The organism is Actinomadura sp. WMMB 499 (genome assembly GCF_008824145.1).
Classification (GTDB): domain Bacteria; phylum Actinomycetota; class Actinomycetes; order Streptosporangiales; family Streptosporangiaceae; genus Spirillospora.
On sequence record NZ_CP044407.1, the window covers coordinates 4,909,115 to 4,935,810 of the forward strand.

Annotated in this window: 15 protein-coding genes and 2 pseudogenes; 13 read left to right on the forward strand and 4 right to left on the reverse strand. The window is 74.3% G+C overall.

The features are described from left to right. The first annotated feature begins 88 nt into the window (after window positions 1-88). Complete coding sequence (locus F7P10_RS21780) at window positions 89-403, forward strand: hypothetical protein (protein ID WP_151011708.1); 315 nt, start codon at window positions 89-91, stop codon at window positions 401-403. A 564-nt stretch (window positions 404-967) separates the two neighbouring features. Then, complete coding sequence (locus tag F7P10_RS21785) at window positions 968-1,621, forward strand: septal ring lytic transglycosylase RlpA family protein (protein WP_254715942.1); 654 nt, start codon at window positions 968-970, stop codon at window positions 1,619-1,621. On the opposite strand, the gene F7P10_RS21790 is transcribed toward F7P10_RS21785, so the two are convergent. Beyond that, on the reverse strand, window positions 1,622-2,560 hold the full coding sequence (locus F7P10_RS21790; protein WP_151011712.1) for a hypothetical protein: 939 nt from the start codon (window positions 2,558-2,560) through the stop codon (window positions 1,622-1,624). Between the two features lie 343 nt (window positions 2,561-2,903). Between F7P10_RS21790 and F7P10_RS21795 the strand changes: the two genes are divergently transcribed. The 5 genes from F7P10_RS21795 to F7P10_RS21815 all read left to right on the forward strand — a co-directional run bounded on the left by F7P10_RS21795 (window position 2,904) and on the right by F7P10_RS21815 (window position 7,832). After that, the gene (locus F7P10_RS21795) at window positions 2,904-3,287 is read left to right on the forward strand and encodes a YkvA family protein (RefSeq protein ID WP_151011714.1); all 384 of its coding nucleotides are present in this window, start codon (window positions 2,904-2,906) and stop codon (window positions 3,285-3,287) included. A gap of 110 nt (window positions 3,288-3,397) precedes the next feature. Beyond that, window positions 3,398-4,165, forward strand: a complete 768-nt coding sequence (locus F7P10_RS21800) for an ABC transporter ATP-binding protein (protein WP_151011716.1) — start codon at window positions 3,398-3,400, stop codon at window positions 4,163-4,165. After that, entirely contained in the window at window positions 4,150-5,967 is a 1,818-nt protein-coding gene (locus F7P10_RS21805; protein ID WP_151011718.1) for a hypothetical protein, read from the forward strand. Before F7P10_RS21800 ends, F7P10_RS21805 begins: the two co-directional genes overlap by 16 nt. 282 nt (window positions 5,968-6,249) lie before the next feature. Further along, complete coding sequence (locus F7P10_RS43425) at window positions 6,250-7,215, forward strand: sensor histidine kinase (protein WP_218040108.1); 966 nt, start codon at window positions 6,250-6,252, stop codon at window positions 7,213-7,215. Continuing rightward, window positions 7,212-7,832: a response regulator transcription factor gene (locus F7P10_RS21815; RefSeq protein WP_151011720.1), complete on the forward strand. Its 621-nt coding sequence runs from the start codon at window positions 7,212-7,214 to the stop codon at window positions 7,830-7,832. Before F7P10_RS43425 ends, F7P10_RS21815 begins: the two co-directional genes overlap by 4 nt. A gap of 8 nt (window positions 7,833-7,840) precedes the next feature. Here F7P10_RS21815 and F7P10_RS21820 read toward each other — a convergent pair. Continuing rightward, window positions 7,841-8,577: pseudogene (locus tag F7P10_RS21820) on the reverse strand (IclR family transcriptional regulator). Between the two features lie 2,476 nt (window positions 8,578-11,053). On the opposite strand from F7P10_RS21820, the gene F7P10_RS21835 reads away from it, so the two are divergent. The 4 genes from F7P10_RS21835 (at window position 11,054) to F7P10_RS21850 (ending at window position 16,334) form a co-directional block, all read left to right on the forward strand. After that, complete coding sequence (locus F7P10_RS21835) at window positions 11,054-11,341, forward strand: hypothetical protein (protein WP_151011722.1); 288 nt, start codon at window positions 11,054-11,056, stop codon at window positions 11,339-11,341. 108 nt (window positions 11,342-11,449) lie between these two features. After that, window positions 11,450-11,692 carry a zf-TFIIB domain-containing protein gene (locus F7P10_RS21840; RefSeq protein ID WP_151011724.1) on the forward strand — a complete coding sequence of 81 codons (243 nt, stop codon included), beginning with the start codon at window positions 11,450-11,452 and terminating at the stop codon, window positions 11,690-11,692. Window positions 11,693-11,925: 233 nt separating this feature from the next. Continuing rightward, window positions 11,926-13,713, forward strand: a complete 1,788-nt coding sequence (locus tag F7P10_RS21845) for a fatty acyl-AMP ligase (protein WP_151011726.1) — start codon at window positions 11,926-11,928, stop codon at window positions 13,711-13,713. A 29-nt stretch (window positions 13,714-13,742) separates the two neighbouring features. Continuing rightward, window positions 13,743-16,334 carry an MMPL family transporter gene (locus tag F7P10_RS21850; protein WP_151011728.1) on the forward strand — a complete coding sequence of 864 codons (2,592 nt, stop codon included), beginning with the start codon at window positions 13,743-13,745 and terminating at the stop codon, window positions 16,332-16,334. A 148-nt stretch (window positions 16,335-16,482) separates the two neighbouring features. On the opposite strand, the gene F7P10_RS21855 is transcribed toward F7P10_RS21850, so the two are convergent. Continuing rightward, window positions 16,483-17,712, reverse strand: a complete 1,230-nt coding sequence (locus F7P10_RS21855; RefSeq protein ID WP_254715943.1) for a glycosyltransferase — start codon at window positions 17,710-17,712, stop codon at window positions 16,483-16,485. Window positions 17,713-17,722: 10 nt separating this feature from the next. Next, window positions 17,723-19,777 (reverse strand): MFS transporter, encoded by a 2,055-nt coding sequence (locus F7P10_RS21860; RefSeq protein ID WP_151011730.1) that lies wholly within the window; start codon window positions 19,775-19,777, stop codon window positions 17,723-17,725. A gap of 289 nt (window positions 19,778-20,066) precedes the next feature. Between F7P10_RS21860 and F7P10_RS44545 the strand changes: the two are divergent. Together F7P10_RS44545 and F7P10_RS21865 are read left to right on the forward strand one after the other, a co-directional pair. After that, window positions 20,067-20,534: pseudogene (locus F7P10_RS44545) on the forward strand (phosphopantetheine-binding protein); the annotation flags it as partial. A 149-nt stretch (window positions 20,535-20,683) separates the two neighbouring features. Next, window positions 20,684-26,680, forward strand: coding sequence for a type I polyketide synthase (locus tag F7P10_RS21865; protein WP_254716792.1), 5,997 nt, complete (start codon window positions 20,684-20,686; stop codon window positions 26,678-26,680). Window positions 26,681-26,696: the final 16 nt, after the last annotated feature.

Below are 26,696 nucleotides of genomic sequence, written 5' to 3' on the forward strand. Positions count from 1 at the left end.
CCAGGTGTACTAGCGTCCCCGATCAAGGTGCGTCCACATCGGGCGCACGAACTGCAGATCGAACACCTGACAATTTCCGGGGGGAACAATGAAACGGTCCGCCAGACGACTGCTGCGCGACTTCATCCTCTTCGTGCCCGTGGTCGGGGCGTCCGTCGTGCTGGCCGCGCCGGCGGCCCACGCCGCGCCCGCACCGCCCGCGCCGCACGAGGCCGACTTCGCGGGGCAGGCGAGCGACATCGTCGCGCAGCTCGACCGCGACTTCGGGCTCGCCGAGGAGCGGCCCGCTCCCGGCCACGCGGCCGAGGGCCAGGCCAGCGGCGGTCGGGCCGCCGAGGGCCAGGTCGTCGAGGTGCTGAAGGCCGACGGCGGGCAGGCGCAGGGGGCGCCCGGGCGCCGCTGAACCGGCCGGTACGGGGCGTTCCGCGACGGCGGAACGCCCCGTTCGCATTTGACCGCCGAACCACCGTGATACGCCCGAGATCATCTTCTCCATGCGGAGTAAAGACGATCTTGAAATGGGGTCACTCGGCGGAGTCGATCGACTTCCGAGGGCAAAATGGCGGGTGACAAAGCCCACAAATATCGGCCTTCGGTCTTGATCTATGCGGGACACGACGTACGGTCTTGGACTTGTGCGGCGCCATCGAGATCCAAAATGAAAAAAGTGACGCGCCGGACCTGTACGACGCCGACCGGGAACCTGCCCGGCCCGGCGCCGCGGGACCGGTGAACTCGCTGGGCCGCACCTGCCGGACGCCACACCCGCGTTGACGCGGGCGTGCCGTGAGAACGGCACGGGGGCGCGGGCGCGCATGACGCCCGCGGGAGGCGCGGAGATCGGGGACGTGGACGTCGCCGGACGCGCCAGAGCACGGCGGCGCGAACCGCCGGGCGTCCGGGGTCCTGTCCCCGAACAAAGGAAATGCCTGTGCGTGGCAAGCGTGCCCGTGTACGCATACCTCAGGTGCGGATCCGCACCCTTCTGATCGTTTCCGGGGCGGCCGTGGCCGTCCTCACGGCGGGCGCGTTCGCGTTCGTCAAGACCGGCGCCTCGACGGGCGCGGCCCAGGCGGCACATGGACTGCCGCAGGCCGAACCGTCCGCACCGCCCGGCGGGCAGAGTCCCGGGGCGAGTCCGCCGGGAAGGTCCTCTCCGAGCGCGACCCCGGAGAAGCCGAAGCGACCGGAGAAGCCGGCGCAGCGACCGGATCGGGACGACGAGCCCGACGCGGTCGCGGCGCGGATCGACCCACCGGAGCCGGAGCCGGAGGAGACCGGCAGGTCCCGGTCCGGCGGGTCGAGCGGGTCGGGCGGCTCGGAGAAGGTCCTCGACTCGGGCTCCTGCAAGGCGTCCTTCTACGGCGAGGGCCAGATGACGGCCAGCGGTGAGCGCTTCGACCCGAGCGAGCTGACGGCGGCGCACAAGACGCTCCCGTTCGGCTCCAAGGTGCGCGTCACCAACAAGAGCAACGGCGACTCCGTCGTCGTGCGCATCAACGACCGCGGCCCCTACGCGGGCGGGCGCTGCCTGGACCTGTCCGAGGCGGCGATGCGGGACATCGGCGGCACCTCCGCCGGTGTCATCTCCGTCCGCTACGAGGTCCTCTCGCGCGGCTAGCTACGCGCCGCTCGCGGCCTTGTGCCGCTCCACCGCGTCGCCCCGGGCGTCGCCGGGCTCCGCGCCCGCGGCCCCCGGGGCGTCCGCGTCGGTGGGGGCGTCCGCGTCGTCGGCGGTCGCCGCGAGCCGGTCCCGGAACCAGTCGGACAGGACGCCGTCCACCCGGACGGCCTCGGTGATCGGCGGGCGCGCCTCGGTGCCGGGCTCGGCGGCGAGCGCGTGCCCCATCCGGAACGTGACGGTCTCGGCCGCGGCGCCGTGCCGCCGCAGGGCGTCGCGCAGCCCGGCCAGCTCGCCGGACGGGACGACGCGGTCCTTCGCGCCGCCGACCAGCAGCAGCTCGGCGTCCCGCGCCGCGATGTCGGCGGCGAGCGCGCCGAGGTCGAGCCGGTCGGCGAGCGCGACCGACGCGTCCGTCCAGGCCCGGTCGCGGCCCGCGCGCTTCTCGACGGCCCGCGCGGCCCGGGACGGCGCGACCACCGGTGCGACCGCGGCGGTCGCGGTGACCGGGACGTCCCCGCGCGCCACCGCGAGCAGCGCCGCGGCGCCGCCGGTGCTGAACCCCGCGAGCGCGACCGGACCGGCCGCGACCGCCAGCTCCCGCCGCAGCCCGTCGACGGCCTCCGGCAGCCGGTCCGCCGCGTGCTCGACCGCGGCCCCGTAGCGCTCGATGCCGGCGTCGTCGAGGATCGCCGCGCTCCCCAGCCCGCCGGGCAGCTGCGCGGGCAGGTCCAGGTAGACGCGCCACACGGGGACGCCGGTCAGCGGTACCGATGCCGCCAGCGCCTCCGCCGTCCGCGGCGGGTCGAATCCCGGCCAGATCAGCATCAGCCGGGTCGGACCGGACGCGACCGCGTCGACGGCGGTCGGGGGCAGTGCGACGTACCGGGCCCCCGCGGCGGTGCCGTGCACGGGCCGGTTCGGACGATCGCCGCTCATCTGCGTCAGCTCCCTGCGGTGCTCGGCGGGCGGTACCGGTCGCGTCGATGCCGCGTCCATGTCACGTCGATGTCGCGTCGATGTCGCTTCCATGTCGCGTCGAGGGGAGCCGGCGCACCTCCCCGTGACACCATGCTCGCAGCGTGTGGCCGGACGTGCGGCCGAATTACCCGACTTTGACCTCCGGAGTGATGAACACCTCACCAACGGTCACGGACCTTCCGGTGAGGCCCGGGTCACAGCGGATCCGGGGGAACAAATCCGTCAGACATCACGTCATAGTTGAACGCGGGCGCCGCGGGGGCGCGCCCGCACCAAAAGCCCACCCCCGAGGGGAGCGCCAGTGGACGGAAAGCGCCGTGCGGCCGCCGCCGGCCAGGCCTGGCAGATCTACAGCGAGACGCTCGACCCCCAGGCCCCCGGCCTCTGGGAGCGGACCCGCGCCGTACCCCGAATGATCAAGGCCGTGCTCCGCGGCGACTACAAGGGGATGTCCTACGGGACGCTCGGGCTGCTCGCGCTCGGCGTCGTCTACATCCTGTCCCCGATCGACGCGATCCCCGAGATCCTGCTCGGGATCGGCCTCATCGACGACGCGGGCGTCGCGCTCTGGCTCGCCGCGTCCCTCATCAAGTCCGCGGGCGACTACGTCACCTGGGAGCGCGGCGGACGCCCCCGCGTCGTCGTCGGCGAACCCGTCGACCACGGCCCGTCCGGCAAGGCCTGAGGCGGCCGAGGCCGCCCCCGGGCATCAACCGATCGGTTGATGCCCGGATCAACCGTCCCGCTCCCCGCCCGGACGATCCGCCGGGCCCGCTCCCGCGTGATGCTCGAGTCATGCCAACACTTCGGGAGCCCGCCCTGCGCGCCGACGGTCTCCGCAGAACCTTCGGTGACCACGTGGCCGTCGACGACGTCCACCTCACGGTCCCCGCCGGATCCTTCTACGGCCTGGTCGGCCCCAACGGCGCGGGCAAGACCACCACCCTGGCCATGGTCGTCGGGCTGCTGCGCCCCGACGCCGGGCGCGCCGAGATCTTCGGCGTCGACGTGTGGCGCGAGAGCACCCGGGCCAAGAGCCTGATCGGCGTGCTGCCCGACGGCAACGCCATGCCCGAACGGCTCACCGGCCGCGAGGTCCTCACCTTCCTCGGCCGGCTGCGCGGGCTGCCGCCCGCCGCCGTCGCCGAGCGCACCGACGAACTCCTCCGGGTCCTCGAACTCGACTCCGCCGAGCGCACCCTGGTCATCGAGTACTCCACCGGCATGCGCAAGAAGATCGGCTTGGCCGTCGCCCTCCTGCACGCGCCCCGCCTGCTCGTCCTCGACGAGCCGTTCGAGGCCGTCGACCCCGTCTCCGCCGCCACGATCAGGACCATCCTGCGCCGGTTCGTCGACAACGGCGGCTCGGTCATCATCTCCAGTCACGTCATGGCCCTCGTCGAGCAGCTCTGCGACCACGTGGGCGTCATCGCCGGCGGCCGCGTCGTCGCCGCCGGGCCGCTGGCCGACGTCCGCGGCGCCGGAACCCTGGAGGACGCCTTCGTCGACCTCGTCGGCGCCCGCACCGGCGGAACGGAGGGGCTGGCGTGGCTCACGTCCTGACGCCGGGCCCGGCCGTCCGGCCCCGGCACATGATCCGGCTGCGGCTGGCGCTGCTGCGCAACTCGCTGCGCGGCGACGGCGCCGCCAACTTCTACGCCGGGGTCTCGCTCGGACTGCTGCTCGCGGCCGGGACGATCGCCGTGGCCGTCCTGTGGCCCGCCCACCTGCCGCTCGCCCTGGCCGCGTGGCTGTCCGGCTGGATCTTCGGCCCGATCTTCCTGGGAGGCGGCGAGGCCCTGCGCCCCGAGTACTTCTCGATGCTCCCGGCCCGGCCGCGCCGGGTCGCGGCGGCACTGCTCGCCGGAGCCTTCGCGGCCCCCGCGCCCGCGGTCAATCTCCTCGCGCTGCTGTCCCTGCCCGTGTACGGCTGGCGCTTCGGCCCGGCCGGGGTGCTCGTCGGCCTGGCGGCGGCCGTCACCACGCTCGTCACCATGGTGATGCTCTCCCGAGTCGTCGTGGCGCTCATCGGCCTGTTCGTCCGATCCCGCGCGACCGCGGTCGCCGTCGGCGTCGTGACCGGCACCGCCATCGCCCTGTGCAGCACCGGCTGGGCACCCCTGGCGGCGCTGGGCGGTGACGACACCGCCGCCTGGTCCCGGAGTCTCGTCCGCGCCGTGCCCTCCGGATGGGGCGTGGCGGCCATCGAAGCGTCCTGGCCCGTCGCCGTGGCCGTTCTCGCCGCCAACGCCGGCGTGATCGCCCTGCTCCTGGCCGCGTGGGCCGGCCTGCTGTCGCGGCGCGCCGTCTCGGCCGCCCGCGGCGGTGTGCCGCCCCGCCGCGGCGCGCCCCGCCCGCTGCCCGTCACCGGCGGCGCCCGCCTCGTCGCCGCCAAGGAACTGCGCGCCTGGTGGCGCGACCTCGTCCGCATCCAGCTCCTGGCGGCGGCGTTCTCCTTCGGCATCGTCACGCCCCTCCTGCTCGTCGCCATCGACGCCTGGATCATGGTCCCCTTCGCGGGGCTCCTCGCGATCGTGATGGCCGCCGCGTCGTCGGCCAACCTCCACGGCGCCGACGGGACCGCGCTCTGGCTCACCCTCATGACTCCCGGCGCGGAGCGCGCCGACGTCCGCGGACGCCAGCTGGCCTGGCTGCTGGTCGTCGGCCCGCCCGCCGTCGTGCTCTCCCTCGCCGGCACCCTCGTCAGCGGTGAGACGTGGGCCTGGCCGTGGGTTCTCGGCCTGCTCCCCGCCCTCCTCGGCGGCGGCGCCGGCGTCGTCCTCCTGCTCTCCGTCACGATGCTGGTCCCCGGCACCGACCCCCACGAACGCGGCGGCAATCCGCTCAGCACCGGCGCCGACGAATCCGCCGAGACCGGTCTCGCCTGGCTCGTCCTTCTCGCGGTCCCCGCCACCGCCCTGCCCGCGGCCGGCGTCATCCTCCTCGCCCCCTGGGCCGGCGTCGCCACCGGTGTTCTGACCGGCGCCCTCTGCGCCTGGGGACTCGGGAGGGTCGCCTACCGCAGCCTCGAGGAGCACGGCATCGATCTCCTCAACCTCATGAAGCACGGCCCGGCACAGCAGACCGGCAAACCCGCCACCGCGGACCTGCCCACCCGGCACCGCATCGGCGTCATGATCAGCTACAGCATCGCCTGGCTTCCCCTGTTCCCCCAGGGGCTGGCGCCCATGGCCATAAAGATCTTCGGCGTCGAGGACCGCGTGTGGTTCCTCGCCCTCTACCTCCGGCCGGACTGGCAGTGGCCCACCATCATGTTCATGATCGCCGTGGGGGTGCTCATGTACGGCTACGCCATCCTGATCCCCATGAGCCTAAACTCGTCCTCATCGGCCACTACCAGGTGAAACCGGCCATGCATCGAAGGAAGGGTGCTCGCCCCGGATGAACGACCCCTTCCCGCCCTCTGTCTGGGAACGCCGCTTCGAGCGCGCCGTCGAGGTGGCCCCCCACATCACGCTCGCCGCCTCCCTCGCCATCAGCCTGACCTCGCCCGACCAGCCCGACGGCGGGCCCCTCCGCACCCTCGCATTCACCGCCCTGGCGCTCGCCTGGATCCTCGGCTACCGCACCCTTCTTCCCGCCGCCGCGCGCGGGGGACGGCCGCCGTCACCGTCCACTTCGCCGGCGTGCTGGCCACCGCCGCGCTGCTCGCCTTCCACGACCCCATCTTCATCATCTACTGCATCTCCGGCTTCTTCCTCGCCGCGAACTTCGCTCCGTCCAGGTGGACCTTCGCGGCCGTCGCCGCCACCTCGTTCGTCCTGTACGGAGCGGCGCTCGACTGGACCCGGGCCGACATCCAGCTCATCGCCTTCCATCTGGCGATCGTCGCCGTGCAGACCGTCGCCATCGGCGGCGGCCACATCGCCGCCATCAGGATCGAGGGCCGGGAGCGCAAGTACCGGAAAGCGGTCGGCGACCTCCAGACCGCCCTGGAGGAGAACGCCGACCTCCACGCCCAGCTCCTCACCCAGGCCCACCAGGCCGGCATCCTCGACGAACGCCAGCGCATGGCACGCGAGATCCACGACACCCTCGCCCAGGGGCTCACCGGCATCATCATGCAGCTTCGCGCCGCCCAGCGCGTCGAGGACTCCGGCGCCCACATCGACACCGCGCTCGGCCTCGCCGGGGACAGCCTCAGCGAGGCCCGCCGCTCCGTCGCCGCCCTCCAGCCCGGCCAGTTGGAGGACAGCCACCTGCCCGACGCGGTGACCACCCTGGCCCGCGACTGGACCCGGACGTCCGGCGTCGACGTCCGCGTCGAGGTGACCGGCGACCGCGTCGCGCTCAGCACCGCCATCGAGGTCACGCTCTTCCGCGTCGCCCAGGAAGCCCTCGCCAACGTCGCCAAGCACGCGAGCGCCACGTCCGTCGGCCTCACCCTCTCCTACACCGGCCCCGCCGTCCTGCTCGACGTCCGCGACGACGGCACCGGGATCCGCGCCTCCGGCGGCGGCGAGGGGTTCGGCCTCAGCGGCATGCGGCAGCGCGTGCGCGGCGTCGGCGGCACCTTCGAGATCGAGAGCGCGCCCGGCGAGGGCACCGCCGTCAGCGCCATCGTCCCCGCACTCCAAGGAAGCCCCCGATGATCCGCCTCCTCATCGTCGACGACCACCCCATCGTCCGCGACGGTCTGCGCGCCGCCTTCGAGGCGGAACCCGACATCCACGTCGTCGGCGAAGCCGCCAACGGCCGCGAAGGCGTCGACCGCGCCGCCGCCCTCCAGGCCGACGTCGTCCTCATGGACCTGCGCATGCCCGAGATGGACGGCGTCGCCGCCATCACCGCGCTGCGCCGCTCCCATCCCCACATCAAGACCCTCGTCCTGACCACGTTCGACGCCGACTCCGACCTGCTGCCCGCCATCGAGGCCGGCGCCACCGGCTACCTCCTCAAGGACACCCCCACCGACGAACTCCTGCGCGCCGTCCGGGCCTCGGCCGTCGGCGAGCCGGTCCTGTCGCCCGCCGTGACCGGGCGCCTGATGGGCCAGGTGCGCCGGCCGGTCAAGGCCGCCCTCACCGACCGCGAACTCCAGGTCCTCGCCCTCGTCGCGGACGGCGCCTCCAACCGCCAGGCGGCCGCGAAGCTCTTCATCAGCGAGGCCAGCATCAAGACCCACCTGCTGCACATCTACGGCAAGCTCGGCGTCCGCGACCGCGCCGCCGCCGTCGGCGAGGGATACCGGCGCGGTCTGCTCGGCTAGCACGAGCCTCAGGACTCCGGGGCGCCGAGTTCGCGCGCGAAACCCGCGGCCGCGTCCAGCATGATCGGCACGACGTCCGGGACGGTCTCGCGGGTCAGCCGCCCGGACGGCCCCGACACCGACAGCGCGGTCAGCGCCGGGGCGCCCCGCAGCGGCACCGCGACGCACCGCACGCCGACCTCCTGCTCCTCGTCGTCCAGCGCGTAACCCCGGTCCCGCACCCGCGCGAGCTCCGCCACCAGCGCGTCCGCGTCCGTGAAGGTGTTCGGCGTGTGCGCGGCCATGCCCGTCCGGCCGAGGATCTCGCGCACCTTGCGTTCCGGCAGCTGCGACAGCAGCGCCTTCCCGACGCCCGTGCAGTGCGGCTGCACCCGCCGCCCGACCTCGGTGAACATCCGCATCGAGTGCCGCGACGGCACCTGCGCGACGTACACGGCCTCGTCCCCCTCCAGGACCGCCATGTTCGCCGTCTCCCCCACCTCGTTCACCAGCCGCGACAGCACCGGCCCGGCCCACGAGCCCAGCAACCGGCCCGCGCCCTCCCGAGCCGGATCAGCCGCGGGCCCAGCGCGTACCGCTTCGACGGCTCCTGGCGCACGTACCCCCGGTTGACGAGCGTCCGCATCAGCCGGTAGATCGTCGGCATCGGCAACCCGGACACCTCCGTCAGCTCCGACAGCGCCATCTCGCCGCCCGCGTCCGCCAGATGCTCCAGCAGCTCGAACGCGCGCTCCAGCGACCGCACGGACTCAGCCACCCGGTGTCTCCTCTCCCTCGCCGAATCCGCTCATTCTACGGAAACCTGCTTTCGCCTTCCGAAAGATGATCCAGGGCGGGAGTGAAGCACGCTACTCCTGGCAATAACCCACTACGCCCGGCGCCGTGCCGCCGACCCCCCGGGAACCGAAGAGCGAGCAGGAGGAGACCCGGTGGGGCGCCGCAGGATCAAGACGCGCTGGATCGCGCTCGTGGCGGGCACCGCGCTGCCGCTGGCACTGGCCGTCCCGACCGCCCGCGCGGGCGCGGACGTCCGCCTGCACACGCAGGTCACCGTGCGCGGCGGCGAGACCTTCGGCCACCACTACGCGATGACCTACACCGTCCGCGTCCACGCCACCGGCGGCACCGCGCACGGCACGTCCGTCCGGCTCTCCGTCGAACACCCCGGATTCTGGTCCCCGCTCGACTGGAAGTGCCACACCGCCGGCCTGCGGGAACTCCGCTGCGCGCTCGGCGACGTCGACGAACGCCCCAGATCGCGGCGCGCGACCCTGCAACTCCCCGTAGCACCCGAGCCGGAGGCCACGGCGGGGGAGCCGGGTGCTGCCTCGGGGGCGGGTGCCGGGGGCGGGCCGGGTGCCGGGGTTGGGTCGGCCGGGCCGGGTTCCGGGGCCGGGCCGGGTTCCGGGGCCGGGCCGGGTGCCGGGTCTGGGGAGCCGGAGGCTGGGTCTGGGTCGGGTGCCGGTACTGGGGCGGGTGCCGGGTCTGGGGAGGCGGGTGCCTCGCCTGGGTTGGGTGCCGGGTCTGGGGAGCTGGGAGTTGGGGCCGGGGCGGGTGCCGGGTCTGGGGAGCCGGGCGCTGCGTCTGGGGCGGGGGCTGCCTCTGGGTCGGGTGCTGGGGCTGCGTCTGGGGAGCCGGGTGCTGGGGCCGGGTCGGGTGCCGGGGCTGGGTCGAGTGCCGGGTCTGGGGAGCCGGGTGCTGCCTCGGGGGCGGGTGCCGGGGCTGCGTCTGGGGAGCCGGGTGCTGGGGCCGGGGCGGGCGCTGCGTCTGGGACCGGGGCTGCTTCAGGGGCGGGGGGCGAGACCGGGGTGGTGGTCGGGGGCGCGCGGGATCGTCTCGCCGTCCGTGTCGTCGCCACTGCCGAGAACGCACCGGCCGAGGTCACCCGCGCCGTGTTCGCACTGAACGGCGCGTGCGCCCCCTCGGCCTCCGGCGATGCCGGTGGTCCGGATGGCCGTCCCGTGTGCCCGAAGGGGGATGCGCCCTCCACAGTCTCGTGGTGCGTTGAGGGATCGTCTCCCGGCGGCGGGTCGATGGACGATGGCCCGCCCGCGAGCCGCCCGCCGTCCGAGGGTGCCGACTCTCCGGGGGGTGGAGTGGCCTCGAGTGGAGCCCCGACCGGCGACGGCCTCCCGAGTGATGGCGCGCCTGGTGGTGCCGGTTCCCCGAATGGTGGAGAGCCGTCGAGTGGTGCTGGGCCGTCCGGGGGTGGCGGAGCATCGAGCGGCGGCGGGACGCCGACGGACGGTGGCGCGCCGACCGATGGCGGGGCGTCCAGTGGTGCCGAGACCCCGACTGGTACCGGAACGCCGGATGGTGGAGGGACGGTCGGGGGCGAATGCGGCACCTCGGACAATCCCGGCGGTGAGTCTCCGGGTGGCGGGGCGCCGGACGGGACAGCGAACGGTCAGGGTGGCGGGGCCGACGGTGGCGCGGGTGATGGCGGCACGGGTGATGGAGGCGTGCCGGCCGATGGTTCGTCCGGCGATGGTCTCCCGGAGGGGCAGCCGTCCGGAGAGGGGCCCCGTGGTGACGCGCCTTCGGGCGGCGGCCCGGCCGGGGACGAGGGGACGAGCGGCGGCCCGTCCGGGTCCGGCGGGTCGAACGGTGGTCCGTCCGGCGGCGGCGGCCCGTCCGAGGGCGCGCCCAACGGGGACGGGACGTCCGGCGGCGGCGGTTCGTCTGGTCAGGGCGGTGCCGGTGGTGGTTCGTCTGACGGGGGCGGTTCGTCTGGCGGTGGCGATACGAGTGGTGGTTCGTCCGGCGGAGAGGGTTCGTCTGGTCACGGTGGTACGAGTGGTGGTTCGTCTGACGGGGGCAGTTCATCCGGTCAGGGCGGTGCGGGTGGTGGTTCGGCCGGTGGGGATGGTTCGGCCGGTCAGGGCGGTACGGGTGGTGGTTCGGCCGGTGGGGATGGTTCGGCCGGTCACGGTGGTACGGGTGGTGGTTCGGCCGGCGGAGAGGGTTCGGCCGACGGGGACGGTTCGTCCGGGGACGGTGGGCCTCGGGGTGGCGCGGCGTCGGGTGACGGGGCGTCCGGGCAGGACGGGACGGGCGGGGGCGCGTCCAGCGGGTCGTCCGGCGGGTCCGGCGGGGGCGGCTCGGCCGGGGGTGCGCCCGAGGTGGGCGGGTCGGGCGATGCGCCCGGCGGGGGTGCGCCCGGCGGCGGCTCGCCGGGGGGAGAGGGTCTCGGGGACGGGGCGTTGAACGGGGAGCCCGTCGTGCCCGAGGACGTGCCCGTGCCCGAGGGGTTGCCGATGCTGCCGCTGCCGCTGCCGTCGTCGGAGCCGATCGTGCTGCCGCCGCCGAAGGCGCCGCCGGCGGTGGCCGAGGCGGACGAGATGACGCTGCTGTCGCCGAGCGCGCTCGGCCGGGGGGACGGCCGGGACTGGGCGGTCGTGCTCGGGGTCGCGGCGATCGCGGAGCTGATGCTCGTGTGGGCGGCGGCGTGCGTGGGGCTCTGGCGGCGGCGGCTGGCGTGGACCCGGGCGGTGCGGTCCGGCGGGTGACGGCGCGTCCGGGCGGGGTGCGACGAACCCGGTCGTGCCAAATCGGTGACGGCGTCATAAGCTGACCCGCTGACGGCCAACACCGTCTTAACGGACAGGGGATCCGGTATGTCAGAGGCGACGATGCAGTGCCCGAAGTGTCCGACGAAGCTCGACACGCATGAACGTCACGGGGTCGTCATCGAGGAATGCCCGGGATGCCGGGGCGTCTTTCTCGATCGCGGCGAGCTGGAGCAGTTGATCGACGCCGAGAGCCGTTACCTGGCGGAACTTCCGGACGGGGAGAACCCGGACACGACGTACCAGGGGCGGCATCGCCGGGGGATCATGCAGCAGATCTTCTCGCGATGATCGAATCGCCGGGCACAGCGGGTGATCGGGCGTTTCCGTTTGTCATCGCGGTGATAAACGGCCCGTTCGCCAATGTGCCCGGCGGCTAATATCGCGCGGTGCCTACCATCGGGTAGCTTCACGATCATTCGCCGGTAGCCGGACGCCCCGCAGTCGGCCGTCCGGGCCCACCCCCGCGGGCGGCGCGCGCAGCTCTTGCGGCCCGCCCGGCCCGTCCCCCCGGGAGATCATCCATGGCACTGGGCTCGCTGCTCCCCGAACTCCTGCCCGGCGGCGCCGGGCGCACCCCGCTGATCGAGCGGATCGCGAGGTGGGCGAGAGAGAAGCCGGACGCCCCAGCCTTCACGTTCGTGGACTACTCGCTGGACCCGTCCGGCGTGCACGTCACCTACGACTGGGCCGAGACGGACCGGCGGGCGCGCGCGCTGGCGGTGCGGCTCCGGCAGGTCGCGGGGCCCGGGGACCGTGCGGCGCTGCTGCTGCCGCAGACCCTCGACTACATGATGACGATGCTCGGCGCGATGTACGCGCACGTGGTGGCGGTGCCGCTGTTCTCGCCCGACCTGCCGGGCCACGCGGACCGGCTGATCGGCGCGTACACCGACGCCGAGCCCGCGGTGATCGTCACGTCCCGGAACGCGCTGCCGCACGTGGAGAAGTTCCTCGCCGACCACGACGTCCCGCGGCCGCGGGAGATCGTGTTCGCCGAGGAGGTCGAGCCCGCGCTCGGCGAGGGCTGGACGGACGAGCCGTTCGGCTTCGACGATCTCGCGTACCTGCAGTACACGTCGGGTTCGACGCGCCGTCCGGCGGGCGTGGAGATCACGCACGGGAACGTGACGGCGAACGCGATGCAGCTGTGGGCGGGCTGGGCGCCCGAGAAGCCGGACCCGGAGCTGGTCAGCTGGCTGCCGCTGTTCCACGACATGGGGCTGATCGCGACGATGGCGCTGCCGCTGGTGCGGGGCGACCACGCGATCTTCACCGATCCGGTGTCGTTCATCATGAACCCGCTGCGCTGGATGCAGCTGATCGCGGAGCGGCCCGGCAAGAACGTGTACACGGCGGGCCCGAACTTCGCGTACGAGTACGTGGCGACGGCGGCGAAGCCGGAGAAGATCGCGGGGCTGGACCTGTCGGGGCTGACGACGTGCCTGAACGGTGCGGAGCCGATCCGGACGTCGACGCTGGCGATGTTCGCGGAGGCGCTGGAGCCGGCGGGGCTGCGGCCGGGCGCGCAGGCGCCGGGGTACGGGCTGGCGGAGGCGACGGTGTTCGTGACGGCGGCGGCCGACGACGCCCCGCCGAGGACGATCGCGGCCGACCGGGAGGCGCTGACCGGCGGCGAGCTGCGGCCGGACGACCGGGGGACGAGCACGCTGGTGTCCTGCGGGCGCCCGTGCGGGCAGTTCGTCGCGATCGTGGACCCGGAGACGCGGCTGGAGCAGCCGGACGGGCGGGTCGGGGAGATCTGGGTGCACGGCCCGAACACGGCGCCCGGCTACTGGCGCAACTCCGAGCGCAGCCAGGAGACGTTCGGCGGCGAGCTGGCCGAGCCCGGCGGGCTGCCCGCGGGGCCGTGGATGAAGACCGGCGACTACGGCGTGGTCCACGAGGGCGAGCTGTACGTGACGGGCCGCATCAAGGACCTGATCATCGTGGACGGCCGCAACCACTACCCGCAGGACATCGAGGTCACCGCGCAGGAGGCGCACCAGGCCGTCCGTCCGGACCACGTCGCGGCGTTCGCGCTGGCGGGGGCGGAGACGGAGCGGCTGGTCGTCGTCGCCGAGCGGAACCGGCGGGTGCCGCTGGGACGCCTCGACCCCGAGGAGGTCGAGGCGGCGGTGCGCGCGGCGGTGAACGTCGAGCACGAGATGAGCGTGCACGAGTTCGTGCTGATCGAGCCGGGCGGCGTGTCCCGGACGTCCAGCGGGAAGATCGCGCGCGCGGCGACCCGGCAGCGCTACCTTGACGGCGGGCTCCCGACGACCGCGGCGAAGCTCGCGTCGCGGAAGTAGCGGGCGACCCGACACACACCTGGAGGACCATGCTTGCGGGGCTGGGGCGGCTCATCCACCGGCGGCGCTGGGTCAGCCTCGTCCTGATCGTGCTGTTCACCGGGGCCGCCGGCGCCTGGGGCATCGGTGTGCTCGGCAAGTTCAAGGAGGGCGGCTTCGAGGACCCGGACGCGTCCTCGACGCTCGTCGCCGAGCTCGGCGCGACGTACTTCGGCAGCACGAATCCCGACGTGATCGTCCTGTACTCCAGCGACACCATGAAGGTGGACGACCCGGAGTACATGGGCAGCGTCGTCACGACGGCCGCGCGGCTGCCGAAGGCGCAGGTCAGCGAGATCATCACGTACTGGTCGCTGAGCGGGAAGGCCGCCGAGTCGTTCGCGTCGCAGGACGGGCGCAGGACGTTCATCGCGGTGAAGCTGGCGGGCGACACCGGCGCGGAGAAGCTCGAGAACTACGAGCTGATCAAGGACCGGGTGGCGGCGCCGGGCCTGGAGGCGCAGATCGGCGGCAGCGTCCCGCTGGGGCAGGAGTTCGGCTCGCAGGTCGTGGCGGACATCGTCCGCGCGGAGATGATCACCGCCGGGCCGCTGGTCATCCTGCTGGTGATCCTGTTCGGTGCGATGGTCGCGGCGATGCTGCCGATCGGCGTCGCGGTGTTCTCGATGATCGGCGGCTTCGCGGTCCTGCACGCGGTGACGTACGTGACGGACGTGACGTCGTTCGCGCTCGAGGTCGTCACGATGATGGGCGTCGGCCTCGGCATCGACTATTCGCTGTTCATCATCAGCCGGTTCCGTGAGGAACTGCAGCGCGGCATGACGAGAGCGGACATCCCGCAGGGCAAGCCGTGGAAGAGGGAAAAGGGCAGGCGCGCGCGCAGAGCCGCGAAGAAGGAGTACAAGAGAACCCTGCGGCCAATCCGCGAGGCGGCGCTGGCCGGGACGATGGCGACGGCCGGGCGCACGATCGTGGTGTCGGGCGTGACGGTGTCGGCGGCGCTGGCCGGGCTGCTGCTGTTCCCGCAGATGTTCCTGCGGACGATCGGCCTGGCGGGCATCGCGACCGTCATGGTCGCGGTGTTCGGCGCGACGGTCCTGCTGCCGACCCTGCTGGCCCTGCTCGGCACGCGCGTCGAGGGCGGCCGGATGCCGTGGCGTCGCCCGTCCGCCAAGCGCGCGCAGCGCGACCCGGAGAGCGGCTTCTGGTTCCGCCTCGGGCACAGCGTGATGAAGCACCCGCTGCCATACTTCGCGGTGGTGCTCGCCATCCTGGCCTTCATGGCCGGCCCGTTCCTGAACGTCCAGTTCGGCAGCATCGACGCGCGCGTCCTGCCGAAGGACAGCCCCACCCGCACCGTCGTCGAGACGATCAAGGCGGAGTTCCCGAACGGGTCCGCCGAGCCGATCGACGTGGTGGTGTCGGGGGATCTGATCCCGACGAACTGGACGCCGGAGGAGGGCGACCCGATCCCGCCCTACCTGGACGAGTTCCGCACGGAGCTCGCGGAGCTGCCGGGCGTCGTGTCGTCGGAGTTCACCGGCTATTCCGGGACGTACGGGGGCGTGCGGATCTCCGTCACGCACGAGTACGAGCCGATGGACGAGCAGGCGCAAGAGCTGGTCGAGACGATCCGGTCGATGCATCTGACCAAGGACGGGTACCCGATGCACATCGACGTCGGGGGCAGCACGGCCGCGCAGATGGACCTGATGGACAGCCTGATGGAGTCGCTGCCGAAGATGGCGGTGGCGGTCGGCGCGGCGACGTTCGTCCTGCTGTTCATGTTCTTCGGGTCGATCGTGCTGCCGCTGAAGGCGATCGTGATGAACGTCCTGTCGATCGGCGCGTCGTTCGGGGCGATCGTGTGGGGCTTCCAGTACGGGCACCTGGCCGGGCTGCTGGACTTCACGCCGACAGGCGGCGTCGAGGCGACCAGCATGATCCTGATCCTCGCGGTCGTGTTCGGCCTGTCGATGGACTACGAGGTGTTCCTGCTCAGCCGCATCCGCGAGGAGTGGGACCGGACGCACGACAACCGCACGGCCGTCGCGTCCGGCATGCAGCACACCGGCAGCATCATCACGAGCGCGGCGCTGCTGTTCCTCGTGGTCATCGGCGCGTTCGCGTTCGCCGGGATCACGGTCGTGAAGCTGATCGGCGTCGGCATGTTCGTCGCCGTCGTCGTGGACGCGCTGCTCGTGCGGTCGCTGCTCGTCCCGGCCACGATGCGGTTCATGGGGGCGGCGAACTGGTGGCTGCCGAAGCCGCTGCGCGGCCTGCACGCGAGGATGGACCTGCGCGAGAGCAGCGGGTTCCCGGCGGCGGCCGCGCCCGCCGGCGTGGCCCCGCCGCTGCCGAAGGAGCAGCCCGTCCCCTACACCCTGCACTGGGAGAAGCCCGCCCCCGCCGCCCCGCCGAAGCGGACCCGCAGGCCGAAGGCGCCCCCGCCCCCCGCCCCGCGCGGCGGCAACGGCTCCGCCGCGCCCAACGGGGACGGACGGCACGCGCCGTGGGCCCCGTGGGCGGACGGCCCCCCGGCGCCGCGCCGCCCGCGCCCGCCGCGCGCCAAGCGCGAGATCGTCCGCTCCCCGGACGGCACGGGCTGGACCTGGAAGTAGGGCCTCCGGAAACCGGCGGCGATCAGGCCGCGCCGCCGGTCCGTGGACCGTGGCCGCGGACGACGTCGGCGAGGGCGCGGACGAGATCGCTCTCCGACTCGGTGTGCCGGACCGGCGCGTACGGCAGGGCCTCGGCGTCGAGCAGCCGTCAGCGGAGCAGGGGCTCCAGGGCTTCCTGCGCGCGCGCGAGGCCGTCCTCGGCGTGGATGCGCCGGCCGAGGTGTTCGGCGCGGTCGGCGATGTCGGGGTCCTCGACGGCCGCGCGGATGCGGGCGGCCAGGCGCGGGACGGTGAGTGTCCGGAACGGCAGCGGCGGCGGGCCCGCGCCCAGCGCCGCGACCCGCTCGCCCCAGTACGGCTGGTCGCCGAAGAACGGGCAGACGACCGTGGGGGCGCCCGCGCGCAGGCCCGCCGCGGTGGTGCCCGCGCCGCCGTGGTGGACGACGGCGGCCGTGCGGGGGAACAGCCAGGCGTGCGGGACGTCGCGGACGGCGAGCACGTCGCCGTCCGAGGTGTCCGGGTCGCCCTGCACGATCCCGCGGACGCCCGCGAGCTTCAGCGCCGTCCGGACGATCCGGGCGGTCATCGCGGCGTCCTTCGGGACCATGCTGCCGAACCCGACGTAGACGGGCGGGGGACCGTCGTCGAGGAAGTCGGCGAGGTCCTTCGGCGGCGTCCAGTCGGGCTCGTCGAGGAACCAGTAGCCGGTCATGGTGAGGCTGCGCGGCCAGTCGCGCGGGCGCGGGACGACCTCCGGGCTGAAGCAGGCGAGGACCGGACGGTCGTCGCGCGCGTCGCGCAGCGGCAGCGGCGGCAGCCCGAGCGCCCGCTCGCGCCACGGGTTGATGAACGGGCGCGACAGCAGCCACGCGACCTGGTCGACCGCGTGGAAGCTCGCCCGGTTGGCGAGCGGGCCGAGCAGGCGCGCGCGCGGGACGAACGGGTGCGGGAACGCGCCGGTGGCCCGGCTCGGCTGGAAGTGGATCAGCGCCCACGGGACGCCGAGGTGCTCGCCGATGTGCCGGGGGAGCGCGCCGAGCGTCGGCCCGAGGATCAGGTCGGCGTCCTTGCAAGCGTCGAGGCATTCGGCGAGCAGCCGGTCGGCCATCGGCCCGAGGATCCGCCGGAACCCGCCGAGGAACTTCACCGGGTTGCGGCCGCCCGCGAGCAGCTCCTGCCCGGCGTCCGACTCGAGGATCTCGGTCGGGTCGGCGGTGAGCGGCGCGAGGCCGAGCCCGGCGCCGGCGGCGAGCGAGGCGTAGCGGGCGCTGGCGACGAGCTTGACGTCGTGCCCGCGCGCGCGCAGGGCGCGCCCGAGGGCGGCGCAGGGCTGGACGTCGCCGCGCGAGCCCGCGCCGAAGATCACGATGGTGCTCACGTGCGCCTCCTCACCAGGCGTCGTCGCGGGGGCCGGGCGGCGGGGACGGCGGGCCGCTCGGCGGGCCGTCGTCGGGCGTGTACGGCTGGTACCAGCCCTCGGGCGGCGGTGGCGGGCGGCGGGCGTCCGCCGGGTCCGCGACCCCGAGCGACAGGCCGTCCCGCACGGTGCCGGGCCGGTCGTACCAGACGTCGTCCACCGGTCCGGGCGGCGCCGCGGGCGGGACGGACGGGACGGGCGGGGCGGCGCTCGGCGGCGGGGGCCAGGCCGACGGGGCGGGCGGCGGCTCCTCCGGACCGGGGCCCGGGGCGGGCTCGTCCCAGTCGTTCCACCAGTGGGGCCCGGGGGTGGGGTCGGGCATGCTCTCGTCCTTCCGGGGGGAGGCGAGCGGGGGGCGCGCGGTATGGGGGGCGGTGTCGGGATCGGACGGTGCGGCGGAGGCCGCGGCGGACGGGACGCGCGACGGTGCGGCGCCCGCGCCCCCGGCGGCACCCGGAGCACCCGGGACGCCCGCGACCGCGCGGTCGTCCGCGGCGAGGCCTCCGGCGCCGACCGGGATCGGGTCGGGCGTGGTGGCGCGCGGGTCGGAGACCGGCGCGGCGGAGGGGACGGTCGCGGCGGACCGGGCGGTGCGGCGCGGCGGCGGGTCGGAGACGAGCGGGCGCTGCTTGCCGTGCTTGGGGCCGAGCCAGCCGCGCCTGCTGGGCAGCGTGAACCCGCCGATGAGGCCGCCGATCAGCACCAGCACCGCGCCGAGGATCAGTCCGGACGAGGCGCCCGACCGGAACTCCTCCAGCGCGCCGGCGCCCGCGCCCACGTCGGGGACCGTGTGGATGAGCAGCCCGACGATCGCGATGCCGAAGGCGCCGGACGACTCGCGGATCACGTTGATCACGCCGCTGGCGACGCCCGCCCGCCGCTCGGGGACGGCCTTGAGCACGTACATGACGAGCGGCATGCCGAGGGCGGCGCCGACGCCGACGAGCATGACGCCGGGCATCAGCTCGGCGTAGCCGTCGCCGCGCTCGAGCATCGAGAACAGCACCATCCCGAGGGCCATCAGCGCCATCCCGCCGCCGATCGCGGGCCGCGGGCCGATCTTGGCGGCGAGCAGGAACGCGACGGGCGTCAGCACCATGATCGTGATGGCCGGGGGGAGCATGACGAGGCCGGCCTCGGGCGGCGAGAAGCCGAGGAAGACCTGCAGGAACTGCGGCGAGTAGAACATCATGCCGTTGAAGCCGATGCCGTAGAGCATCTGCGACAGGAGCCCGCCGGTGAACACCCGGTTCCGGAAGAACCGCAGGTCGATCATGGGGTCGGGGGCCCAGTTCTCCACCATGACGAAGCAGACGAGCGCGATGGCGCCGAGGGCGAAGACGCTGAGCACCGAGGGGTCGGTCCAGCCGTGGTGGCCGCCGGTCTCCAGCGCGTAGGTGAAGGCGAACAGCATCGTCGCGGAGATCAGCACGCCGGGCAGGTCGACGCGGGCGTCCTTGTTCTCGCCCACGCCGGTGAGGACGAACAGGCCGAGCAGGATCACCAGGACCCCGGGCACGATGTTGATCAGGAAGATCCAGCCCCAGGACCACTGCTCGGCGATGAGGCCGCCGATCGTCGGGCCGAGGGCGGTGGCGCTGGAGGCCGCGCCGATCCAGACGATGTTGCCGATCGAGCGCTGCTTGTCGTTGCGCCCGACGGTGACCATGACCTGCGTGGCGGGCAGCGCGAGCGCGGCCCCGGCGCCCTGCACGATGCGCGCCAGGATGAGCACGTCGGTGCTCTCGGCGAGCCCGCAGACGGCCGACGCCGTCGTGAAGATCAGCATGCCGAGGGTGAACGGGACGCGGCAGCCGAAGATGTCGGTGAGCCGCCCGCCCGCGATCATCAGGCACGAGAACATCAGGATGTACCCGGTCGCGACCCATCCGGCGGCCGAGTCCGACATGTCGAGATCGGCCTTGATCGTGGGCAGCGCGTTGAAGACCACCGTGTTGTCCATGGTGATCATGAATGCGCTGACGGCGACGACCGCCAGCGCCCATCGGTATCTGCCCCGGGTCAACGGTGCACGCGGCGTGACCTCCCCCGCGCGCGGGAAATCCGCCGCTACCCCCTAAAATGTCTCGTCGGACTATTGTTACTATTGGTTCATTAGTGGTTACCCATCACATCTCCGGGATGGGTCTCTCAACTATCCCATCAGGCCACATTGGTTACTACCGAGTCTTGTCATCACCGTGACAAGTGACTCGGGAGAAAAGTGGTCTGGATGCGCATCCTGGGCCGGTCACAGTGGGACAAAGTGGGTCCCTGCTTCGATGAACGATCCCGTCATGGGGGGAACCCACCGCATGCAGAGCAAAGATCGTTCCGGAGCCGCGCGGGACATCCCGCAGGATCGGGCTCGGATCAGCGAGGATTCGATTCGCCGGCACCTGATCGAGCAGATCGCGCGTCGCTCCCGGACCACCGAAGACCAGATCGACCCCGACCGCCCGCTCGAGGAGTTCGGGCTCGCCTCCCGCGACGCCGTCGCGATCGCCGGTGAGCTCGAGCAGATGCTCGGCCGGTCGCTCCCCGCCACCCTCGTCTGGGAACACCCGACGATCGACAAGCTCTCGGTGGCCCTCGCCTCCGGCGCCGACCTCGCGAGCGCCGGCACCGCCGCCGGCGCGGCCGCGAGTGCCGGGCCGGCGCCGTCCGTCCCGTCCTCCGCCCCCGCCGCCGACGAGCCGGTCGCGGTCGTCGGCATCGGCTGCCGCTTCCCCGGCGGCGACCGCGACCTGACCGGGCCCGCCGACTACTGGCGGTTCCTCACCGGCCGCGGCGACGCGGTCCGGGAGGTCCCGGACGGGCGCTGGGACCCGTTCGACGACGGCTCCCCGAGGTCGGGGACCTGCTCGCCCGCACCACCCGCCTCGGCGGCTTCCTGGACGACGTCGCCGGGTTCGACGCGCAGTTCTTCGGGATCACGCCGCGCGAGGCGGCCGTCATGGACCCGCAGCAGCGGCTCGTCCTCGAGGTCGCCTGGGAGGCGTTCGAGCACGCCGGGATCGGCCCGGCGTCGCTGCGCGGCAGCCGCACCGGCGTGTTCGTCGGCGTGTCCGCCCCCGAGTACGCGGCGTTCACCGCGTCCGACCCGGCCGCCCTGGAGCCGTTCACCGCCACCGGCGCCGCGCTCAGCATCATCGCGAACCGGCTGTCGTACCTGCTGGACCTGCGCGGTCCCAGCATGATCGTCGACACCGCGTGCAGTTCGTCGCTCGTCTCGACGCACCTCGCGGTGCAGGCGCTGCGGCGCGGCGAGGCCGACGTGGCGCTCGCGGGCGGCGTGAACCTGCTGCTGTCCCCGACGGTCACGATGACGTTCGACCTCGCCGGCGGCACCGCCGCCGACGGGCACTGCAAGGCGTTCGACGCGTCCGCCGACGGGATGGTCCGCGCGGAGGGCTGCGGCGCGGTCGTGCTCAAGCGCCTCTCGGACGCCCGGCGCGACGGCGACCGGATCCTCGCCGTCGTCCGGGGCAGCGGCGTCAACTCCGACGGCCGCTCCAACGGGCTCGTCGCCCCCAACTCCGAGGCGCAGCGCGCGCTGCTCCGCGACGTGTACGCCTCCGCCGGGATCGACACCCGCGAGGTCGACTACCTCGAGGCGCACGGCACCGGCACATTCCTCGGCGACCCGATCGAGGCGAAGGCCGTCGGGGAGATCCTCGGCGCGGGCCGGTCCCCGGACGAGCCGCTGCTGCTCGGCTCGGCGAAGTCGAACCTCGGGCACCTGGAGTCCGCCGCGGGCGTCGCGGGCCTGATCAAGGCCGTCCTCGCACTGCACCACCGGACGATCCCGCCGAGCGCGCACTACAGCGAGCCGAACCCGCACATCCCGTTCGACGACCTGCGCCTCTCGGTCGTGGCCGAGGAGACGCCGTGGCCCGAGCGCGGACACCCGGCCCGCGCGGGCGTGTCCGGTTTCGGGTTCGGCGGGACGAACGCGCACCTCGTCCTCGAGGCCGCCCCGGCGCACGAACCGCGCTCGCGGCCCGCGGTCGTCCGCACGTTCCCGCTGTCGGACACCTCCGACGACCGGATCCGCGACCACGCGTCCGTCCTGGCCGCCTGGCTGGCGGAGTCCGGCGCCGAACTGCCGGACGTCGCCCGCACCCTGCACGGGCGCGCCGGGCGCGGCCGGGCCCGCGCCGCCGTCGCCGCCCGCGACCGCGCCGGGCTGGTCGACGGGCTGACCGCGCTCGCCGAGGGACGCCCCCACCCGGGCGTCGTCACCGGCTCGGCGCTCGGCAAGCCCGGCCGTCCCGTCTGGGTCTTCTCCGGGTACGGGGCGCAGCGCGCCGGGATGGCGCAGCGGCTGCTCGAGGAGGAGCCCGCGTTCGCCGAGGCCATCGACGACCTCGACGGGCTGTTCGCCGAGGAGGGCGGCCCCGCCCTGTGGGACCTCCTCGAATCCGGCGCGAAACCGGACGGCCCGGCCGAGACGATGCCGGTCCTGTTCGCGATCCAGCTCGGCCTCGCCCGCATGTGGAAGTCCTACGGCGTCACGCCCGGCGCGGTCGTCGGCCACTCGATGGGCGAGGTCGCGGCGGCCGTCGTCGCCGGGGCCCTCACCCCGCAGGACGGCGTCCGCGTCATCTGCCGCCGCTCCCGGCTGCTCACCCGCCTCGTCGGCGGCGGCGCGATGGCCGTCCTCGGCGCGTCCGCCGCCGAGGTCGACGAGCTGGCCCACGACCTGCCGCGGGTGTACGCGGCCGTCCATTCCTCTCCGAAGCAGACGGTCGTCACCGGCGACGCGGACGAGGTCGCCGAGGCCGTCCGGCGCGCCGAGGCGCAGGGCCGCCTCGCCCGGATGGTGCAGGCGGAGGGCGCGGGCCACTCCCCGCAGGTCGACCCGCTGCTCCCCGAACTGCGCGAGCGGCTCGCGGACGTGGGCGCCGAACCGGGCACGCCGCTCGCGGACGGCATCGTCCTCTACACCACGGCCCTGGAAGACCCGCGCGCGTTCACCGGAGCGGACGGGGGCGCGACGCTCGACGCCGAGTACTGGGCGTCGAACCTGCGCAACCCCGTCCGGCTCACCGGCGCGATCGCCGCCGCCGCCGAAGACGGCCACCGCACGTTCGTCGAGGTCAACGCGCACCCGATCCTCGCGCACGGCGTCGGCGAGACCCTGGAGGGCACCGGCGCGCTCGTCACCCACACGCTGAAGCGGGCGCCGAAGGGCCAGGAGACCGACGACACCCTGACCTTCCACGCGCGGCTCGCGTCCCTCGCCGCGCACGGCCACGCCGTGGCCGCGCCCGCCGACGGCGCGATCGTCGACGTCCCGTTCTCGCCGTGGCGGCACGAGCACCACTGGGTCGACCTGTCCGCCCGCGCCGACCGGGGCCGCGACGAGCACCCGCTGCTCGGCGCGCACGTCGAACTGCCCGGCGAGGACCGGCACGCCTGGCGCGCCGACGTGGGCCTCGCCGCCCGCCCGTGGCTCGCCGGCCTCGCCGTCCACGGCCTGCCGGTCCTGCCGGTCGCGGCGCTCGCGGAGATGGCCCTCGCCGCCGGGGCGAGCGCCCTCGGCACGGGCGCCGTCCGCGTCAACAGCCTGTGGATGGAGCGGCCGCTCGCGCTCGCCGAGAGCACGATCGTCACCACCACCTACACCGAGGACGAGCAGCGCGTCGAGATCCACGCCCGCACGCCCGCCGGCACCTGGACCCGGCTGGCCAGCGCGGACGTCGGCGAGGACCACCGCGCGCCCGCCGCCGGCCCCGCCGGGGACGTGGACGGCCTCGCCGAGATCGCCCCCGCCGAGCGCGGCAGCCGCCACTACCGCCTGCACCCCGAGGTCCTCGACCGGTGCCTGTCCGTCCTGTCCGCCGAGGCCGCCGCGGCCGCCGGGGAGGACGGCGTGTGGCTCGCCGAGACCATCGGCGGCCTGCGCGTGCACGGCCCGACCCACCGCGGGGGCCGCGCCCGCGCGACCGTCCAGCGGGGCGAGGAAGGCATGACCGGCACGGTCGTCCTGCTCGACGAGGACGGCCGCGTCCTCCTCGAGGCGACCGGCGTCGCGCTCCGCCGCACGAACCGCCCCGACGTCCCCGTCCCCCTGCATGACAAGCTCGTCGAACTCGTCTGGGACGAGACCGGGCTTCCCGAACCGTCGCCGGATGGGGACGGCCGGTCGTGGCTGCTGCTGGCGGAGGCGGACGACGCGCTCGCGGCCGCGACGGCGGCCGGGCTGGAGGAGCGCGGGCACCGGGTCATCCGGCACCTGCTGACCGCCGCCCCGCCCGACGGCCATCCGATGGACGAGGGGGACGTCGCGGGCGTCGTGCTCGTGCCGTCCGCCGGGCTCGTCGACGAGGCGCTCGTGCTCACCGTCGCACGGGTCAGCCGCACGCTGCCCGACGGGCCCCGCCTGTACGTCGCGACCCGCTCCGCGCTGCCCGTCCTGGACGGCGAGGCGGGCGAGCCCGCGCACGGGTTCGTCAGCGCGCTCACCCGCGTCCTGGCCTTCGAGCGGACGGTCCAGCGCGCGACGCACGTCGACGTGGACCGGCCCGCGGACCTCGTCGCCGAACTGCTGGCGGACGGGGACGCGCGGGAGGTCGCGTGGCGCGGCGGCGTCCGGTACGCGTCCCGGCTCGCGCCCGGTGCGGCGCTCGAACCGCCCGCGAAGCCGAAGAAGATCGTGCGGCGCGGCGGGGCGTACGTGATCACCGGCGGGTACGGCGGCATCGGCCTCGTCACCGCGCGGCTGCTCGCCGAGCGGGGCGCGGGACGGATCGTGCTGTCGGGCCGCCGCGGCCCGGACGACGCGGCCGAGAAGGTGATCGCGCGGCTGCGGGAGAGCGGCGTCGACGTGGGGATCGTCCTCGGCGACATCGCGGCGCCCGGCACCGCGGAGCGCCTGGTGCGGGTCGCGCAGGAGGGCGGCGTGAAGCTGCGGGGCGTCGTGCACGGCGCCGGCGCCATCGACGACCGCATGATCGCCGACCTCGGCCCGGAGGATCTCCACAGGGTGTGGACGGCGAAGGTCGAGGGCGCGCGGCGGCTCAGCGAGGCCACCTGGGACCTCGACCTCGACTGGCTGGTCATGCACTCGTCCGCGGCGGCCCTCCTGGGCTCGCCGGGGCAGGGCGCGTACGCGGCGGCGAACGCCGCGATCGACGCCCTGACGGCCTACCGGCGGGCGCACGGCAGGGCCGCGGCGACCGTCGACTGGGGCACCTGGTCGAAGGTCGGCGGCGCCGCCGACCTCGCGGTCGCGGTGATCGAGCCGATCAGCCCGGACGAGGGCGCGGAGGCCCTCGAGGCGCTGCTGGTGCACGACCGTCCGGCGACGGGCGTCCTGCGGTTCGACCCGGCGACCGCGGTGGGGCTGTTCCCGGAGATCCGGAACATGCCGTACTTCGCGGCGCTCACCGAGGCCGCGGGCGAACCGGCCGACACCGGCGACTGGCCCGGCGTCGACGCCGTCCGGCAGCTGCCGCCCGCCGAGGCGCGCAAGGCCATCGCGGCGCAGGTCAGGTGCCGGATCGCGGCCGTCCTCGGGTTCGAGCCGCAGCGCCTGGACCCGGCCGTCCCGCTCACCGACCTCGGGCTCGACTCGCTCGTCGCCGTCCGGATCAAGAGCGGCGTCGAGCACGACCTGGGCCTGACCGTCCCCGCGTCGGTGCTGCTGCAGGGCGCGAGCGTGAACGTGTTCGAGGAGTGGGCGGCCGGTGAGCTGGGCCTCGCCGACGCCCCGGCGCCCGTGGCGGCGCCCGCGCGGGCGGCGTCGAACGCCGAGGCCGGGTACGTGATGCCGCGCGACGACGCCGAACGCCTCGCGGTCCGGATCTTCGAGGACGTCCTCGGCGCCGACCGCGTCGGCGTCACCGCGGACTTCTTCGCCGACCTCGGCGGGACGGACGCGCAGGCCGACCGGCTCGTCGCGACGGTCGTCCGGGAGCTCGGCCCGCAGGTCGGCCGGGGCGGGGCGGACACGGCGGCCACCCGGGCCGAGCTGCTCGCGACGCCGACCGCCGAGCACGTCGCGGAGTTCATCCGCGCCGCCGACGAGGAGGCCGCGCGGCAGACCGTCCGCCCGTTGAAGGCCACCGGGTCGCGGCGCCCGATCTTCATCGCGCACCCGGCGGGCGGCACCACCGCCTGCTACCGGCAGCTCGTCGAGCTGCTCGGCGACGACCAGCCGGTGTACGGACTCGAACGGTTCGAGGACGCGCCGCCGGTCGAGGAGCGCGCCGCCCGGTACGTCCGGCACCTGCTGGAGGCGCAGCCCGAGGGCGCGTTCCGGCTCGGCGGCTGGTCGTTCGGCGGCGTCCTCGCCTACGAGACGGCCCGGCAGCTCGAGAAGGCGGGACGCGAGGTCGAGTTCGTCGCGCTGTTCGACGCGGGCCTCCCGCTGGAGGTGGACGACGAGTCCGACACGCTCGCGCGCCGGTTCTCGGCGTTCGCCGACTACATCAACGAGACGTACGGCCTGGACGTGACCCTCACCTACGAGGAGCTGTCCGGGCTGGACGAGGAGGCGCAGTTCGCGCTGGTCATGGAGCGGGCGGCCCCGCTGGTGGACCACATTCCGCCGGCGGCGCTGACCCACCAGCTCACGTCCCACCAGGACACCCGATCCCTGGAGGCGTACCGGCCCGAGCCGTACGACGGCCGCGTCATCCTCTACTACGCGCCCGAGGAGACACCCTGGGCGGTCCGGGACGCGCGTTACGTGCTCGACGGGACCAACGGTTTCGGCGGGCTCTGCTCCGATCTGGAGAAGGTGACGATCCCGGACGTGCACCACCTCAACCTGCTCGATCCGCCCGGCGTGCAGACGCTCGCCGCGCACCTGGAGGACCGGCTCGCCGGACGCGCGCCCGCGCCCGGCACCGCCGTGCACGATGAACAGCCGGCGGCCGCGGGCGCGGCCGTGCGCCCCCGGCCCACCCCGGCCCGCTGAGGGCTCGCCCCACCCC